Source organism: Cupriavidus sp. HMR-1, from assembly GCF_000319775.1.
GTDB classification, from domain to species: domain Bacteria; phylum Pseudomonadota; class Gammaproteobacteria; order Burkholderiales; family Burkholderiaceae; genus Cupriavidus; species Cupriavidus metallidurans.
The window spans coordinates 52156-68140 of record NZ_ANKP01000022.1; the positions used below are offsets into that span (position 1 = coordinate 52156).

Consider the following 15985-nt stretch of genomic DNA (forward strand, 5'->3'; position numbering starts at 1 on the left):
GGCGGTCCGCTCGCAAGCGGACGCCATTCGATGCCACGAAGGGGGGAAATTGTCTGTGTCTGGCTAGACTGGGTTGCTTAGCTCACGTTGGGCTTGTCGGCCTTCTCTTCCGCTGCCTGCTTGCGGTCCGGCGCGTTGCCTCGCGGTTCGAGCTCGCTGCGGAAGGCCATCGATACCGGCTTCGGCGCAACGGTGTCGCCTGGCCGCACACGCATCAGGCCATTGACGACGATGCTCTCGCCCGGCTTCAAGCCCTTGCGGATCACACGCAGCCCTTCATACGTCGGCCCGAGTTCGACTTCGCGATACGTGAGCTTGTTGGCCTGATCCACCACGAGCACGAACTTCTTGCCCTGGTCCGTGCCGATGGCGCGATCGTTGATCAGCACAGCCGGATGCGGCGTGCCGCCACCGAGCTTGATCTTCGCGTACAGGCCCGGCAGCAGGCGGCCATCTTCATTGGCGAAGATCGCCCGCACGCGGATCGTCCCGCTGCGCGTATCCAGCCGGTTGTCCACCGAGTGGATCTTGCCTTCGTGCGGGGTGTTGTCCTCGTTGGCCAGCCCCAGGAACACCGGCAGATCATTCTTGCCGCCGCTGGCGCCCGGCGCCGTGTAGCGCAGGTAGCTCTGCTCGTCGACGTCGAAGCTCGCGTACACCGGCGACACGGACACCACCGTGGTCAGCGCCGGGGACGCCGCGCCGGCGGCCACCAGGTTGCCCACCGTGATCTCTGCGCGCGACACCTTGCCCGACACCGGCGCGACGATGCGCGTGTAGCTCAGGTTCAGCTTCGCCACTTCCAGCGCCGCCTGTGCGCCGCGCACGTCGGCCGACATCTCGCTGGCGGCGTTGATCCGCTCATCGAACTCGCGGCGCGAGATCGCGTTGTCGTCCAGCAGGCGCTGGGCGCGGGCTTTCTCGGTCTGCGCAAGTGACGCGCGTACCTGCGCCGCTGCCAAAGCGGCTTCGGCACGTGCCACTTCGGCGGCATACGGACGCGGATCGATCGTGAACAACGGATCGCCTTTCTTCACAATCGAGCCCTCGCGGAAATGCACGGTTTCGATCGTGCCGGAAACACGCGGACGGATCTCCACGCGGTCCACTGCTTCGATGCGGCCGGAGAATTCATCCCATTCGGTGATGGTCTTGCCGACCGCTGCGGACACTTCCACCGCCGGTGCCGGCGGCGGGGTATTGGCCTGTGCTTCCCCGCCGTGCCAGGGACGCAGAACCGAGGTTGCCACGCCGGTGCCCAGGATCGCCACGATGGCAATCGCAATCAGCGTGCGTCGAGACTGTTGATTCATTTTTCTTCACTCCGTGATTCGTCGGGTTTCTTCAACTGGAAAAGCAAAAATCGAGGCCGAACGCCGCCCGCCGAGCCGAGTGGCCCGGAAATCGGGAATACAGGGGTGTTCCCGTCCAGTCAGGACGGGATTGCTGCTGCCAGCCTCAAAGGGCGCTGGCCGTTGAATCCGATACCGTCATGCTCCCGGTATCGGCCGGTGTTCGGACCGGTTACGAGGCGTCGTCGGCCTTGGCGAAACAATCGCGCAAGAACCGCGCACCTTCTTCGACCCATGCCTGACACTTCTCATGGGACTGTTCCACCCCGTCGCCGCAGGCGCCGGGCATGATCAGGGCCCTGGCCGATATCCCGGCCTTGGCCAGCTTCGCGGCGAAGGCTTCACCTTCGGCACGCAAGGCGTCTTGTTCCGCCACCTGCACCAGCGTGGCAGGCAGGCCGGACATCCGCGATGCCAGCGCCGGCGCCGCATACGGGTGCACGCTGTCGGCCGGCGTCGGCAGGTATTCGCGATAGTTGCAGGCCAGCCGGCGCAGCATTTCCATCGGCACCTGACGCGTCGAAGACATCGCCGACAGGCACGGGTCCGTGACAGGGCGAATCAGCCACTGGCCCGCCGGCTGCGGCAGGCCGCGATCCCGCAGCATCTGCGCCGTGGCAATCGCCAGGTTGCCGCCTGCCTCTTCGCCGACCAGCGCGAAGCGCAGCTTGTCGACCTTGAGCTTCTTCGCCTGCTTCAGTACCCACGTCACGGTGGCCACGGCGTCCTCGGGCGCGGCCGGGAACGGATTTTCGGGCGCCAGCGAGTATCCCGGCGTCACCACCACGGCCGGGACCGACTCCGCCAGATCCCGCGCCAGTTCCTTGGCTGCCTCGACGTCACCTTCGACAAAACCACCGGCATGGAGATACACCAGCCATGGCAAGGTTGCCGAGCCTGCGCTCAACGGCCAATAACCTGCGGGGTAACACACGCAGACCTTGATCTCCCGATCGCCACTGACGACCATATGCTGCACCACGTACGGTTCGCCCTGTTCTGCGGCCGGTTGCACGGCGGAACTACGGGCTGTGGTGGTCTTGGTCATGGCGTTCAGGCGACCGGCACGGGTCGTCGATACTGTGTTGCGATGCACCGAATTATGGTGATTGACGATGATGGGATAAAGCGAGCTATTGCCAACGCACTATTTCTGAGTTGGAATAATCGCTGAAGTGAAACCACATGCTTGGCAAGGTCACCCAAAATGTGATTCACTCCGGTCCTTTGGTGCCGCGCAGTTTGGGGAAACATGCGCGTCCACCACGCCCCCAGCCTCCACCCGTCCCCGCTCCGGCCTCCACTGGCGGACCGCCGGCAGCAAACCCAGGCCGCGCACTTGACATGCAGCGGACCCATTCCCGCCAGACATCCTTCTGAACGCAAGCTAGCTCGTACTTCTTTCGAAAGCTTCTCAATCATGGATCGTCTTGTTTCCATGCAGGCATTCACGCGGGTGGTGGATGTCGGCAGCTTTGCGCGTGCGGCGGAGTCATTAGACCTGCCAAAGGCCACCCTCACCCGCCTGATCCAGAATCTGGAAACCCATCTGGGCGTCAAGCTGCTGCATCGGACAACGCGCCGCATCAGCGTGACGACCGATGGCGCTGCCTATTACGAACGCTGCGTCCGTATCCTGGCCGACGTCGAGGAAGCGGAACAATCGCTTACGCGACACAACAACTCGCCGCGCGGCACGCTATGCGTCGACACCACGAGCGGGCTCGCGCAGATGGTGCTGCTGCCGCACCTGCACGACTTCTTCAAAGCCTATCCGGACCTGAAGCTCGAGCTGACCATCAATGGCAAGCCGATCGATCTGCTCAAGGAAGGCGTGGACGTGGTGCTGCGCGTGGGTGCGCTCGACGAGTCGATGGTGGCGCGACGTATCGGTCAGTTGAAGCTGGCGTTCTATGCGTCGCCGATCTATCTGCGTCGCGTTGGCACGCCGCAGAATCTGACCGAGCTGGCACAGCACAAGGCGGTCAACTTCCTGTCCAACCGCACCGGCCGTGAAATGCCCTGGCCGTTGTCGCGCGGCGGCGAACGCACCGAGGTGTTGCTGCCATCGGCCATTTCGACTAACGATGCCGATGTCTACATGGCCTGCGCGCTCGAAGGCCATGGCATCGCCCGCATCTCGCGCGCGATGGCCGAACCGTACGTCAACAGCGGCCGGTTGGTCGAGGTGATGAGCGACTGGCAGACGGATGAATTGCCGATCTCGGCGATGTACCCGCAGAACCGGCATCTGTCGGCCAAGGTGCGGGTCTTCGTGAACTGGGCAGCGGAACTGTTCTCGCGCCATCCGCATTTCGGCGCGGCCCCGCAGGCGGTAGCGGCGTAGTTGTCACCGCCTGCTTGTTCCCTCTCCCGTTAGCACGGGAGAGGGAACCTTGCCGCAGCATTCGATACGCTCAGTTCTTTCCGATCTCCTGCAGCATCCGCGTCATCAGATACAGACGGGGCACGATCGAATCGAGCTCCACGTATTCGTCGCGAGCGTGGTAGCCGAAGCCAGACAGGCCGAAGCTCTCCAGCACCACCGCCTTGCCCGACCGCCCAGCATAGCCAGCGTCCGTGCCGCCACCCGTGCCGGGGATCAGCAGCAGCGAGCGGCCGTCGAGTTCCGCATAGACCTGCTGCGCGCGTTTGGCCAGGTCCTTCGCGCGGGCGTCAGCCACATAGGCGGGCCGGCCCTCTTCCATCGTCACCGTGGTCTGCGTATCGGGAACCAGGTGACCCGCGTTGACCTTCTCCTGCAGCGCGGTCTGCAGCTTCTGCGCGGCACCATTGGCCGTGACACGCACATCGCCATACGCACTGGCCAACTCGGGGATCTGGTTGCCCACGTCGCCGCCCTTGGCCATGGTCCAGTTCAGTTGAGAGCCGGGCACCGACTTGGCCACATCACGCGTCTGCTGCAACTGATAGGCCAGTTCGATCAGCGCATTGCGACCCAACTCCGGCGCCGCGCCGGCGTGCGACGAGCGGCCCTTGACCTGCATCGTTGCAGTCGCCGTGCCGGCAGCGCCCAGCAGCAGCGACTCCGACTTGGCGACAGACTTGGCCACGTTCGGCTCGCAGGACAGCACCACGTCCTGCTGATCGGCCAGCGCCGCAATCGTTTCGCCCGATCCGCCCGAACCGACTTCCTCGTCGGCGTTGAACAGCACGGTCAGTTGCGCGTAGTCCTTCCATCCTTGCGCCTTGAGGATTTCCAGCGAATGCAGGACCACCGCAATGCCGCCCTTGTCGTCGGCGATGCCGGGACCGTAGAGGCGGTTGCCGTCCTCACGGATCGGCTGCGTCTTGAGGATACCGGCCGGATAGACCGTATCCATATGGGCAATCAACATGATCTTGCGCTTGCCCGTACCGGTCAGCGTCGCCTTGACGATCGGGCTCTTGCCCGAGCTTGCCGGCACACGCTCCACCTTGGCGCCCAACGCCTGGAGCCGCTTCGACGTGTAGTCCGCCATGCGGTCGAGCCCTTCGATATTGGCGCTGCCCGACTCTATCGACACCATGTCCTTGAGGGACTGCACCACGGCCGGCTGGGCGGATCGCGCGGCATCGAGCAACCCGGTATCGGCGCCGGCAGCCACGGCGGCATTGCAGACCACGGCAGCAGCAGCGGCGATGGCAAGGTGGCGAAGGGAAAGCAGCATGACGTCTCCTGTTCTGATGGAAGTCTCAAATGTAGCCCTTGCGATATCTCGCGGGGAGGCTCAATATCGCCATTCCCAAAGCCGATCCCGCCACAGCCCGTTCGCTCCTCGCCTTTCCCCTTCTTTCTCCCTTTTTCGTCCTTCTCGTCCTTCTCGTCCTTCTCGCCCCCACGCATGGCCGATCCCGCTACCACGTCCAATCACCCGCTGCACGTCAAGCTGCTATGGCTGCCCGATGCGATGCCCGGCACGCTGTTCGGCGCGCTCGACGTGCTGCGCACAGCGGCCGGCGTCGCCCAATTGCAGCGGCCTGGCGAATCGAATCTGCTGACGTGGGAAATCATCGGAGGCAATGGCCGGGCACTGCCCGCGCCGCTGCCGGGCCTGCAGGCGATACCTGCCCGGCGTGGCCAGCGCCATGGCCGGACGCTGATGATCGTGCCCGGGCTGATGGCCCACAGCGCGCCGCATCTGAGCGAGATGGTCACGAACGATACCGTCACGCAACGTACGATCGCGCGTCATGTGGACGCAGGGGGCTGGCTGGCTGCCATCTACTCGGGCGTGGTTTACCCGCTTGCGCTGGGCCTGCTCGACGGCGCGCGATGCGGGGCGCCATGGATGTTCCAGAGCTCGCTGGCACAGCGATTCCCGGGTTGCGACCTGTCTTCGGACGAGCCGATAGGCCTGCACGAGCGCGTGTTCCATTGCGTCGCCCCGGCGCTGTTGACCGAATTCATGCTTCGCGTGCTGGGCCATCTGCACGACCCCGACCTCGCGCAGACCGTCTCGCGCTTGCTGCTCTATCAGCAGGAACGCCAGCAATGGGTGCCGGAACTGGTTTCGCAACGCTGGCTCGGTAAAACCACGGACAGCCCGGTGTATCGCGCCATTGGCTGGCTTCAGGCCCACGTCGACGAGCCATACCGGCTTGGCGCCGTGGCCGAAGCGGCAGCCGTCAGCGAGCGGACGCTGCTGCGCCATTTTCGGCAGGTCACCGGGCAGACGCCGCTCGACTACCTGCACCGACTGCGCGTGGAGCGCGCGCGCATGTTGCTCGAAGTCACGCTGCACGGCACGCAGGCCATCGCCGAAGCGTGCGGCTACAGCGATGCCGCGGCGTTCCGGCGGCTGTTTCAGCGCGCCATGCAGATGTCGATGTCGGAGTACCGCACGCGCTTTGCGTTGCGCACGCGCCGCCGTTACTGGCGTGTAGAAGGCCAGGCGGCGCGACGTGGCCGCGCCGCGCCGCAGACGTGAAGTGTCCCGCGATGAATCGCCGGAACCGTTAACTGCTCAGGGCGATGTGATTGATGACGTTTTCCACGCCGTGCACATACCAGGCATCCCGTTCGACCTGCCTGCGCGCGCCATCGCTGGACGCGTAGCCATCGAGCGTCACCACACGCCGATCCGTACGGACGCTGATGCGGGCTGCGTCGACGAACGGGTCGGTTTCCAGCACCAGCCGCAATGCCTCGGAGATCTCCTCATCGCTATCGGCTTCGGCCGGCGCAATCACAATGTCATTGATCACGCAGCGGCAGCCGCGTGACCACCAGGCCAGCACGCCGGCCAGCCGCATGTGCGACAGGCTGATCACCTGCCCATTGAGCGTGACAGCGCCGTCATGCACGGAGACCTCCAGCCAGCCGCTGCGCTCGCCCACCGCTTCGCGCACGGGCTCGAGCTGGCCCTTGACCCGCGCGCAGATCTTGCAGTTCCGGAAATCAATCGCGCTCCGCAGTCGCTCGCAGACCGCCGCGCGTACCTCGCCGTCGCCAATCTGTGTGCCGCCGTTGGCAATGCGCAGGTGATCGATCACCATCGTGACGCCGTCCACACGCCGCAACTGGGCCGCGGTACGGGTCTTGTCGACAATATCGGCAACTTCGCCTTCGAGAATCAGCGCGCCGTCGGACAGGCGCAGGTTGATGGTGGGATGGAGATGGTGGCCTTGATATGGCACATGAGCCAACGCGGCTCGTGCCAGCGTCAGCACCGCTTCGCTACTATGCATGATGTCAATCTCCCCATTTGGCGTGGAGATGGTGGGATGCGTGCCCCTGCCTGCAAGCACGTGTAGCGCGTCGGCCGGGGACATCCGGCGGAAGTCCCCGCGTCCGCCTAGGCATTATAGGAAGCGCCCCGCCGCATCACCGCGCATCACCACGCGTATGGCGCGCACATATTGACCAGTGTCACCTTAGCGTGGACGATACGCGGCAGACCGGCTCTCAGGAGCGCCCGCATGTGCACGAACTACGCCCCCGTCCAGCAGCGAATCCTGCGTGAAATCTTCGGTGTGGAGCCACCTCCGGGGATCTACCCGCAGGAAACCTGGCCCGACTACGCCGCGCCGATCGTCCACGCCGCCCCGGACGGACCACGACAGTGCGCATTGGCCACCTTCGGCATGGTGCCGCGCAAGCGTACCCCACCCGGTGGCCGCCGCTACGATACGACCAACGCACGCAGCGAGACCGTCGGCGAAAAGCCCACGTTCGCGCCTGCCTGGCGGCACGGTCAGCTTTGCCTGGTACCCGCGAGCGCGTTCTACGAATATGCGTACCCCGAGGACGGCACGCCCGAGCACCCGGGCAAGGCGGAGCGCTGGAAGATCTGGCTACCCGACGCCCCCGCCTTCGGCATCGCCGGGCTCTGGCGGACGTGGCCCGACCAGACCCTGTCCTTCACGATGCTCACGATCAACGCGGAGACCCATCCAGTGTTGCGCCGGATGCACCGGCCGGGCGCCGAAAAACGCTCGATCGTGATCGTCCCGGCGTCCGACTGGGACGACTGGCTGCATTGCCGCAACCCGGAACTGGCCCGCAGCTTCCTGCGTCTTTACCCCGCGGAAAGCATGGCAACCGCGCCAGATCCCATTGTGAGAGTGACAACAGACAAGACTGCCCGCGCGTCGAAAGACGTGGACGGCCCCGGCGAGGGTTCCACCCCCTGATGCCATCGCCCAAACGGGTGATGCGAGCGCCCTACTGAGTGAGGGTGTCGGATGTAGCCGTACCTGACCATACTGGCCCGCACCAGCCATCAGAGCTGTCCAACAGGTCAGAACAATATGAATTCGGTCACTTTTGTCGGTTACGGTCTTGCGTTCCTCATCGCGGTGATCATCGCCGCGCGCTGGATCTATCTCCATCATCCTGCCCTGCGGGACAGTAACCTCGATCCGCCCAGGAAATCGCCGGGAAACAAGCCAGCAGCCACCGGCCCGGAAGTACTCGACACCGCTACCCGTCCACTGCCGCGCGACTGATACTCGCCCCGGCCGGGAACTGTGGCCGCCCTTCGTTGCCAGAATATCTCTTGCGCGCGCGCCGTCTGGCGTGCACGCTGTGCTTCTGCACGCCACAAAAAGAAAGGAACACAAGGGATGGCAACTTCCAACAAGCTGCCGGCTTGGACCGTCTGGTCCCCGCTGGCTGCCTGGGCAGCGTTCGGCCTGGGCCTTCTATTGACGGGACAGTCGTGGATGATCGCGGTGATGGCCGTGGCCCTGGCGGGCGCGGTATTTTCCGCAGTGCACCATGCCGAGGTCGTCGCCCACAAGGTCGGCGAGCCATTCGGCACCTTGGTGCTTGCGATTGCCGTGACGGTGATCGAAGTGGCGCTGATCGTGTCGGTGATGCTGTCGTCCGGGCCGGAAAAGGCCGGCCTCGCCCGTGACACGGTGTTCGCGGCGGTCATGATCATCTGCAACGGGATCGTCGGGGTCTGCCTGTTCGTCGGCGGCCTGCATCACCGCGAACAGGCGTTTCAGGCGCCCGGCGCCAATGCCGCGATGGCCATCCTGGTTGCCCTGCTCGGCCTGACCATGGTGCTCCCCAACTTCACCAGTTCAACGCCGGGCCCCATGCTGTCCCCGTCGCAACTCGCCTTCGCGGGCGCCATGTCGCTGGTGCTCTATGGCAGCTTCGTGTTCGTGCAGACGGTGCGGCACCGCGACTACTTCCTGGTGGAAGGCAGCAGCGACGAGAACGAGCATGCGCCGCCGCCTCCGGTGCGCGTCGCGGTAGTCAGTGGCGTGCTGCTGGTCGTCTGCCTGGTGGCCGTGGTGGCGCTGGCCAAGCTGCTGTCCCCATCGGTGGAAGCGGCCGTATTGGGTGCTGGGCTGCCTCCTGCCGTGGTGGGTGTGGTGATTGCAGCGCTGGTGCTGCTGCCTGAAGGGCTGGCCGCGTTGCGCGCGGCACGTTCGGACCGGATTCAGACCAGCCTCAACCTTGCGCTCGGTTCCGCGCTGGCCAGTATCGGCCTGACGATTCCGACCGTGGCGGCCGTGTTCATCATGCTCAGCCGGCCGCTTGAACTCGGGCTCGGCCCCAAGGAAATGGTCCTGCTGTTCCTGACCATGATCGTCGCCTCGCTGACGCTGGGCATGGGACGGACCACGATCCTCCAGGGCGTGGTGCACATGGTGATCTTCGCCGCGTATCTGTTCCTGACGATCGTTCCGTAAGGGTACGGTCTTCGGTACGGTCTTTCGCCCCACTCCCATATATGGAAGCGGGGCGAAACGCGACGGTTTACTTCTGCCGCAGGAATCCGATCACGGCATTCCCAAACGCCTCGGGCAGTTCCCAGTTGGACAGGTGAGCGGCAGCCAGCTCCAGATACTCCGCGCCCGGAATCGCCCGGGCGACCTCCTGGCCTTGGGCCGCGGTAGTGGCCAGGTCCTGCTCGCCGGCAATCACCAGCACCGGCGCCTGAACACCCGGCAGCAATCCACGCAGATCAGCGTCGCGCACGGCCGCGCAGTTGGCAACATAGCCTTCGGCGCTGGTACCCGTCAGCATCCGCCGCACCGGCTCGTACTCGTCGCGACGCGTGAGCACGTAGTGATCGGTGAACCAGCGAGCCAGCACGCCGTTGACGATAGCCGCCATGCCATCGCGCCGCACGGTCTCGATCCGGGTGTTCCACACCGACTCTGGGCCGATCAGCGCGGCGGTGTTCGCCAGCACAAAACGTCCGAAACGCCCCGCGTGATGGCGCGCCAGGTACATTCCCGTCATGCCGCCCATCGACAGACCGCAGAAGTGCGCGCGCTCGATGCCGGCATGATCCATGATTGCGATCACGTCTTCAGCAAGTTCGCGCATCCCGAACGACGACGATGGCAAGGCTGAGCGCCCGTGGCCGCGCGTGTCATAGCGCAGCACCCGGTAATGCGCGGTCAGCGCCGCCATCTGCGGCCCCCACATGTCGAGCGTGGTGCCCAGCGAATTGGACATCACCAGCACCGGCTTGTCGGCGGCGCCCTCGATCACGTAATGGAGCCTGCACGTCGGTTCAGTCGGCATGAATGCCCTTCTCGCGAATGAGCGTGCCCCACTTGGCTGTTTCCTTGGCCAGATGGTCCTTCAGCGCAGCCGGCGTGCTGCCGATCGGCTCGGCGCCGATGCCTGCCAGGCGCTGCTGCACGGACGGCTTCTTCAGGGCATCGAGCATGGCCTTGTTCAGCGTGTCGATGACGGGCTGCGGCGTCTTGGCCGGCACGAATGCCGCGAACCACGGCGACAATTCATAGCCAGGCAGCCCCGCTTCGGCCACCGTCGGTACATTGGGCAATGCCGACGACCGCTTGCTGGTGGTGACGGCGATCGCGGTCAGCTTGCCGCTGTCGATATGCGGCTTGGCCGAGGTGATGCTGTCGAACATGTAGTCCACCTGGCCACCGAGCAGATCGGTCATCGCAGGGCCCGATCCCTTGTACGGGATATGGAGCATGTCCACATGGGCCATCGAGGTGAACAGTTCGCCCGCCAGGTGGATCGACGTACCGTTGCCGGCCGACGCATACGTGTACTTGCCCGGCCTGGCCTTGGCGCTCGCGATGACTTCGGCCACGGTCTTGACTGGCGTCTTGGCCTTGTTGGCCACCAGCACGTTGGGCACCACGGCCAGCAGCGACACCGGCGCGAAATCCTTGACCGGATCGTAGCTGAGCTTGCCGTACAGCGCGGGGTTCACGGCCATGCCGTTGGCGACGATGATCAGCGTGTAGCCGTCTGCCGGCGAGCGGGCCACCATTTCGGCGCCGATGTTTCCGCCCGCGCCGGGACGGTTTTCGACCACGATCGCCTGGCCAAGCGTCTTCGACATGTCTTCGCCCAGCGTGCGGGCGATGTTGTCCATCGCGCCGCCGGCCGGGAACGGCACGATCCAGCGGATCGGGTGGTCAGGATAGGCCGCGTGTGCGGGGGCGGCGGCCGCGAACAGCATCGTGGCAGCGAGGGCGGCCGACAGAACGTTCGACCGTTGCAGCAAGGACTTCATTGTCTCCATTCCTTCTTGTGAGCGCGCCGATCAGCGGATCGACGACGGGTGCTTGGCCAGTGGCGTGACGTGGATCTTCATGTACGGGAACAGCGGCAGCGCCGACAGCAGCGTGTGCAGTTCATCGTTCGACTCTACGTCGAACAGGCTGTAGTTGGCGTACTCGCCCACCACGCGGTACAGCGCCTGCCATTTGCCCTGGCGCTGCAGGTCTTGTGAGTAGGCCTTCTCGCGTGCCTTGATCTCATCGGCCTCGGCAGCCGGCAAATCATGCGGAATCTGAACGTCCATCCTGACGAGAAACAGCATTGGGGTCTCCTTGTTCTTGAAGGATGCGGTTAGGTGGTGGGCCAATCAGGCAATCAGGCGGACTTGCGACGATAGTGCGCAAGCTTGTCTTCGTCGATTGCCAGACCCAGCCCCGGACCCTGCGGCAGATGCAGCGAGAAGTCCTTGAACACAGGGCGCTCGACAACGATATCGTCCTTCACCAGCAGCGGGCCGAACAATTCCGTGCCCCATGCCAGTTGCGGCAGCGTGCAGAAGCCGTGCGCCGCGGCGATTGTGCCGACGCTGCCTTCGAGCATCGTGCCGCCGTAGAGCGCGATACCTGCCGCATCGCCCACAGCCGCAGTCCGCAACATGCCGAAGATGCCACCGGACTTGGCAATCTTCAGCGCGAACACATCGGCGGCGCCCAGGCGCGCCAGTTCCATTGCATCCTCGGGGCCCGTCACGGCTTCGTCGGCCATGATCGGCACCACGAAACGGGCGGCCAGACGCGCCAGCGCCGTGCGTTGCTCGCGCGGCGTCGGTTGTTCGATCAGGTCAATGCCGGCCGCTTCGAGCATGGCAATGCCGGTGGCGGCATCGGCTTCGTTCCAGGCCTGGTTCACGTCCACCGTCACGCGGGCGCGATCGCCCAGCGCGCGCTTGATCGCCGAGACATGCGCCACGTCCTCACGCACGCTGCGGCGACCGATCTTGAGTTTGAACGTGTTGTGGCGGCGTTCCCCCAGGAAGCGCTCGGCTTCCTCAATATCGCGTGCGGTATCACCGCTGGCCAGTGTCCAGAGCACCGGCAGCGTGTCGCGCACCGCGCCACCCAGCAGCGTGGCCAGCGGCACGTCCAGACGCTTGCCCTGCGCGTCGAGCATGGCCGATTCCAGCGCCGACTTGGCAAACCGGTTGCCGCGCGCGACCTTGTTCAGGCGCGCCATCGCGGCGTGGACATTGGTGGCGTCCTGACCGACCAGTGCCGGCGCCAGGTAGGTATCGATCGTCAGCTTGATGCCCTCGGGACTTTCGTCGCCGTATGACAGGCCGCCGATGGTAGTGGCCTCACCGATGCCCTCGATCCCGTCGCTGCAGCGCAGCCGCACAATCACCAGCGTCTGCTGCTGCATCGTGGCCATGGCCAACTGATGCGCCCGGATCGTGGGCAGATCGACCAGAATGGCCTCGATGGAAGAAATCGTCGCTGTCATACCCGCTGTCATACCTTTTCCATGCAAATTAGTCTCGTGCACGGAGTATGTACCTTGACTTGCTAGGCGTCCAAGACCGAAGATGTCTCATTCCATACCTTTTCGGTATGCCAGGATTCTCGCCTCTCTCCTTCCTGCGGGAGAGAGGAAAACCCACCGTGATCGCCATCACCATGGAACTCCGCCACCTCCGCTACTTCCAGACGGTTGCCCAGGAACTCAACGTGACACGGGCGGCCGAAAGGCTTCATATGGCACAACCGCCACTTTCCCGACAAATCCGCCAGTTCGAGGAAGAAGTCGGCGTGGCGTTGTTCGATCGTGTCGGGCGGGGCCTGAGGCTGACCGAAGCGGGCCGTTTCCTGCTCGAGCAGTCGCTGCAACTGACGCAGCGACTGGAGGAGACGCTGGAGAGCACGCGGCGCATCGGCCGCAACGAAAAGCGCTGGTTCGGCATCGGCTTCGTTCCGTCGGTGCTGTACGGGGTGCTGCCGGAGCTGATCCGCGAACTGCGTGGCGACGATAGCCAGGTGGAGGTCGGCCTGACCGAGATGATCACGGTACAGCAACTCGAAGCGCTCAAGTCCGGGCGGATCGATCTGGCCTTCGGGCGTCTCACGTTCAACGACCCGGCGATCGTCCAGCAGGTGGTGATGGCCGAATCGCTGGTGGCGGCGATCCCGGGCACGGCGCCCACCCCCAGCGCTCCTTTCGATGCCGACGCGCTGGCCCGACAGCCGCTGATCCTCTATCCTGCCCGGCCACGGCCAAGCTACGCCGATCATGTGCTGTCGCTGTTCCGCGGCCAAGGGTTGCAGCCCCGCGTGGTGCAGGAGGCCAACGAACTGCAGACTGCGCTCGGCCTCGTCGCCGCCGGGCTAGGTATCACGCTCGTGCCGTCCTCGGTGCAGCGCCTGCATCGTGACGATGTGCGCTATGTGCCGATCAACGCTCCGGGCTTCGTCTCACCCGTGATCATGAGCTACCGCTCGGGCGACACCTCGCCGTACCTGGCCCGCGCGATCGCATGGGTCCTGCAGCAAGCGTAGTCACTCCTGGGCCGGCGGAATGTACTCCATGCCGATTTCCTCGTAGAGCCGGTAGATCATGTCCAGCATCGCACGCAGGTCCTCGGATTCGTCCAGTGTGCGCATGCTCATGATGATCGGCGACACCAGCTTCGCATCATCAAGCTCAACGTAGGTCACATCGTCACGCTTGAGGCCGTAAACGCTGCTGGGTACCACTGAGATGCCCTCACCCATCGCCACCAACCCCAGCGCGATCTGCAACTCGCGTACCTCGTGGATGCGGCCCGGACGCAACGCGCGGTCGTGAAACGCCGCCAGCACCTGGTCGGCAAAACTCGGGCGTGGCGCCTTCGGGAAGATGATCAGCGTATCTTCGAGCAGATCCGGCAACGCCAGCATCTTCCTGCCGATCGACAGCGGATGCCCCACCGGCAAGGCCACAATCATGCGTTCCTCGCGCAGCACCACACGGCGGACGGCCGGGTCTTCGTGCCGGATGCGGCCAAAGCCCACATCGATGCGCCCTTCCTTGAGTGCCTTGATCTGGTCCATCGTCGACATCTCGTGCAGCGTCAGTTCGATCTCGGCGTGTTCGGTCCGGAAGCGGCGGATGATGCGCGGCAACATGCCGTAGAGCGTGGAGCCCACGAAGCCGATCGACATCGCCCGTTCGATCTTGCCAACCCGGCGCATCATCGCCTCAAGTTCGGTGGTCTGCGCCAGCAGTTGCAGGGCGTGGGTGTAGAAGAAGCGCCCGGTATCGGTCAGCTTGAGCGGCCGGGCGTTGCGCTCGAACAGCAACACGCCCAGCGACTCCTCCAGTTGCTGGATCTGGCGCGACAGCGGGGGCTGGGCGATATGCAGCCGCTCCGCGGCGCGCGTGAAGTTGCGCTCCTCGGCCACGGCCACGAAGTACCTCAAATGTCTCAATTCCAACGCTATACCTCACAGGTATCGTCCGGATACTCAATCAGTCTTGGACTGCCCAAACACCCCTGAACTATGCTCCGCAACAAGTCGGACGGCAATCCTCGATACGGGTTTATACCCACAGAGCATTAACCAACCGATCATTCGACCCCCACCAAAGAGACATTTCGGAGTGAGACATGACGCACGCTGACATCGAAGCGCTGGTAAAGCAGTTCCTCGTACACACCGCCACGCAAGGCACCCCGGACGCACGCGTGCAACAGGTCGTGGTACGGCTGACCACCGATCTGTTCAAGGCGATCGAGGATCTGGATCTGAGCGCCACCGAGGTCTGGAAGGGCATCGAGTATTTCGCCGAGGCAGGCGCCACCCACGAGCTGGGCCTGCTGGCCGCCGGCCTGGGTCTGGAGCGATTCCTGGACATCCGCGCCGACGAGGCGGAAGCCCGCGCGGGCCTGACCGGCGGCACACCGCGCACGATCGAAGGTCCGCTGTATGTAGCCGGCGCGCCCGAATCCACCGGCTTCGCACGGCTCGACGACGGCACGGAGGACAACAAAGGCGAGGTGCTGTTCATGCAGGGCACGGTCTACGACACCGACGGCAAGCCGCTGGCCGGTGCGAAGGTCGAGGTATGGCACGCCAACCTGCTTGGCAACTACTCGTTCTTCGACAAGAGCCAGTCCCACTTCAACCTGCGCCGCACGATCGTCACCGATGCCAACGGCCGCTACCAGTTCCGCAGCATCGTGCCGATGGGCTATGGCTGCCCGCCCGAGGGCACGACGCAGCGCCTGCTGAACCTGCTGGCCCGCCACGGCCGCCGCCCCGCACATATTCACTTCTTCGTATCCGCCGCCGGCCATCGCAAGCTGACCACGCAGATCAACATCGATGGCGACGAGTACCTGTGGGATGACTTCGCCTTTGCCAGCCGCGATGGTCTGGTGCCGGCGGTCGAGCGCGTCGGGGACGCCGCGCGGCTCGACAAGCATGGCGTGAGCAAGCCGTTCGCCTCGATTGACTTCGACTTCCGCCTGCTGCGCGAGGCCACCGACATCCCGGCCTCCGAAGTGGACCGCATGCGCGCTGCCGCCTGAGGCCAGCGCCAAGGGTCACCGCGCAAGACCGCCCAAGACCGCCTGAGACCGCAGAAAGCGATCTGATTCGCCGGGACCCGCCACCACCGCGCGTCCCGGCCCCTTCCCCGC

General features: G+C 64.7%; 16 protein-coding genes. 7 read left to right on the plus strand and 9 right to left on the minus strand.

Annotated elements, in window-relative coordinates; genetic code table 11:
- Positions 1-77 precede the first annotated feature (77 nt).
- Together D769_RS01635 and D769_RS01640 are read right to left on the minus strand one after the other, a co-directional pair.
- Positions 78-1313: an efflux RND transporter periplasmic adaptor subunit gene (locus D769_RS01635; RefSeq protein ID WP_008641454.1), complete on the minus strand. Its 1236-nt coding sequence runs from the start codon at positions 1311-1313 to the stop codon at positions 78-80.
- Between the two features lie 211 nt (positions 1314-1524).
- Positions 1525-2400: an alpha/beta hydrolase gene (locus tag D769_RS01640; RefSeq protein ID WP_008641455.1), complete on the minus strand. Its 876-nt coding sequence runs from the start codon at positions 2398-2400 to the stop codon at positions 1525-1527.
- A 372-nt stretch (positions 2401-2772) separates the two neighbouring features.
- On the opposite strand from D769_RS01640, the gene D769_RS01645 reads away from it, so the two are divergent.
- On the plus strand, positions 2773-3699 hold the full coding sequence (locus D769_RS01645) for a LysR family transcriptional regulator (protein ID WP_008641456.1): 927 nt from the start codon (positions 2773-2775) through the stop codon (positions 3697-3699).
- A 70-nt stretch (positions 3700-3769) separates the two neighbouring features.
- Here the strand turns inward: D769_RS01645 and D769_RS01650 are convergent, their stop codons facing one another.
- Positions 3770-5023, minus strand: a complete 1254-nt coding sequence (locus D769_RS01650) for a M20/M25/M40 family metallo-hydrolase (RefSeq protein ID WP_008641457.1) — start codon at positions 5021-5023, stop codon at positions 3770-3772.
- 174 nt (positions 5024-5197) lie between these two features.
- Between D769_RS01650 and D769_RS01655 the strand changes: the two genes are divergently transcribed.
- Positions 5198-6283 (plus strand): helix-turn-helix domain-containing protein, encoded by a 1086-nt coding sequence (locus D769_RS01655; protein ID WP_008641458.1) that lies wholly within the window; start codon positions 5198-5200, stop codon positions 6281-6283.
- 28 nt (positions 6284-6311) lie between these two features.
- Here D769_RS01655 and D769_RS01660 read toward each other — a convergent pair whose 3' ends face one another.
- Positions 6312-7043, minus strand: coding sequence for a BON domain-containing protein (locus D769_RS01660; RefSeq protein WP_008641459.1), 732 nt, complete (start codon positions 7041-7043; stop codon positions 6312-6314).
- A gap of 231 nt (positions 7044-7274) precedes the next feature.
- Here D769_RS01660 and D769_RS01665 point away from each other — a divergent pair, with 231 nt between their 5' ends.
- The 3 genes from D769_RS01665 (at position 7275) to D769_RS01675 (ending at position 9503) form a co-directional block, all read left to right on the plus strand.
- The gene (locus tag D769_RS01665; protein WP_008641461.1) at positions 7275-7988 is read left to right on the plus strand and encodes an SOS response-associated peptidase family protein; all 714 of its coding nucleotides are present in this window, start codon (positions 7275-7277) and stop codon (positions 7986-7988) included.
- A gap of 117 nt (positions 7989-8105) precedes the next feature.
- A complete protein-coding gene (locus tag D769_RS01670; protein WP_008641463.1) occupies positions 8106-8303 on the plus strand; it encodes a hypothetical protein in 198 nt (65 codons plus the stop codon).
- A 117-nt stretch (positions 8304-8420) separates the two neighbouring features.
- Entirely contained in the window at positions 8421-9503 is a 1083-nt protein-coding gene (locus D769_RS01675) for a sodium/calcium exchanger membrane region (RefSeq protein ID WP_008641465.1), read from the plus strand.
- Between the two features lie 67 nt (positions 9504-9570).
- Here the strand turns inward: D769_RS01675 and pcaD are convergent, their stop codons facing one another.
- From pcaD to D769_RS01695, 4 genes are read right to left on the minus strand one after another with little or no spacing between them, the layout of a single operon-like run.
- The gene (pcaD, locus tag D769_RS01680) at positions 9571-10347 is read right to left on the minus strand and encodes a 3-oxoadipate enol-lactonase (RefSeq protein ID WP_008641467.1); all 777 of its coding nucleotides are present in this window, start codon (positions 10345-10347) and stop codon (positions 9571-9573) included.
- On the minus strand, positions 10337-11323 hold the full coding sequence (locus D769_RS01685) for a tripartite tricarboxylate transporter substrate binding protein (protein WP_008641475.1): 987 nt from the start codon (positions 11321-11323) through the stop codon (positions 10337-10339). Before D769_RS01685 ends, pcaD begins: the two co-directional genes overlap by 11 nt.
- Positions 11324-11353: 30 nt before the next feature.
- On the minus strand, positions 11354-11632 hold the full coding sequence (gene catC, locus D769_RS01690) for a muconolactone Delta-isomerase (RefSeq protein WP_008641477.1): 279 nt from the start codon (positions 11630-11632) through the stop codon (positions 11354-11356).
- Between the two features lie 53 nt (positions 11633-11685).
- Positions 11686-12810, minus strand: a complete 1125-nt coding sequence (locus D769_RS01695; RefSeq protein WP_008641478.1) for a muconate/chloromuconate family cycloisomerase — start codon at positions 12808-12810, stop codon at positions 11686-11688.
- 173 nt (positions 12811-12983) lie between these two features.
- Between D769_RS01695 and D769_RS01700 the strand changes: the two genes are divergently transcribed.
- Entirely contained in the window at positions 12984-13859 is an 876-nt protein-coding gene (locus D769_RS01700; protein WP_040010824.1) for a LysR family transcriptional regulator, read from the plus strand.
- Here D769_RS01700 and D769_RS01705 read toward each other — a convergent pair whose 3' ends face one another.
- Complete coding sequence (locus D769_RS01705; protein ID WP_008641481.1) at positions 13860-14777, minus strand: LysR family transcriptional regulator; 918 nt, start codon at positions 14775-14777, stop codon at positions 13860-13862.
- Positions 14778-14950: 173 nt separating this feature from the next.
- Between D769_RS01705 and catA the strand changes: the two genes are divergently transcribed.
- Positions 14951-15874 carry a catechol 1,2-dioxygenase gene (catA, locus tag D769_RS01710; protein WP_008641483.1) on the plus strand — a complete coding sequence of 308 codons (924 nt, stop codon included), beginning with the start codon at positions 14951-14953 and terminating at the stop codon, positions 15872-15874.
- Positions 15875-15985 lie beyond the last annotated feature (111 nt).

Excerpts from the sequence above, each read along its gene's own strand:
- D769_RS01635 (WP_008641454.1), bottom strand. The coding sequence starts at position 1,313 with ATGAATCAACAGTCTCGACGCACGCTGATTGCGATTGCCATCGTGGCG.
- D769_RS01640 (WP_008641455.1), bottom strand. The coding sequence starts at position 2,400 with ATGACCAAGACCACCACAGCCCGTAGTTCCGCCGTGCAACCGGCCGCA.
- D769_RS01645 (WP_008641456.1), top strand. The coding sequence starts at position 2,773 with ATGGATCGTCTTGTTTCCATGCAGGCATTCACGCGGGTGGTGGATGTC.
- D769_RS01650 (WP_008641457.1), bottom strand. The coding sequence starts at position 5,023 with ATGCTGCTTTCCCTTCGCCACCTTGCCATCGCCGCTGCTGCTGCCGTG.
- D769_RS01655 (WP_008641458.1), top strand. The coding sequence starts at position 5,198 with ATGGCCGATCCCGCTACCACGTCCAATCACCCGCTGCACGTCAAGCTG.
- D769_RS01660 (WP_008641459.1), bottom strand. The coding sequence starts at position 7,043 with ATGCATAGTAGCGAAGCGGTGCTGACGCTGGCACGAGCCGCGTTGGCT.
- D769_RS01665 (WP_008641461.1), top strand. The coding sequence starts at position 7,275 with ATGTGCACGAACTACGCCCCCGTCCAGCAGCGAATCCTGCGTGAAATC.
- D769_RS01670 (WP_008641463.1), top strand. The coding sequence starts at position 8,106 with ATGAATTCGGTCACTTTTGTCGGTTACGGTCTTGCGTTCCTCATCGCG.
- D769_RS01675 (WP_008641465.1), top strand. The coding sequence starts at position 8,421 with ATGGCAACTTCCAACAAGCTGCCGGCTTGGACCGTCTGGTCCCCGCTG.
- pcaD (WP_008641467.1), bottom strand. The coding sequence starts at position 10,347 with ATGCCGACTGAACCGACGTGCAGGCTCCATTACGTGATCGAGGGCGCC.
- D769_RS01685 (WP_008641475.1), bottom strand. The coding sequence starts at position 11,323 with ATGAAGTCCTTGCTGCAACGGTCGAACGTTCTGTCGGCCGCCCTCGCT.
- catC (WP_008641477.1), bottom strand. The coding sequence starts at position 11,632 with ATGCTGTTTCTCGTCAGGATGGACGTTCAGATTCCGCATGATTTGCCG.
- D769_RS01695 (WP_008641478.1), bottom strand. The coding sequence starts at position 12,810 with ATGACAGCGACGATTTCTTCCATCGAGGCCATTCTGGTCGATCTGCCC.
- D769_RS01700 (WP_040010824.1), top strand. The coding sequence starts at position 12,984 with ATGGAACTCCGCCACCTCCGCTACTTCCAGACGGTTGCCCAGGAACTC.
- catA (WP_008641483.1), top strand. The coding sequence starts at position 14,951 with ATGACGCACGCTGACATCGAAGCGCTGGTAAAGCAGTTCCTCGTACAC.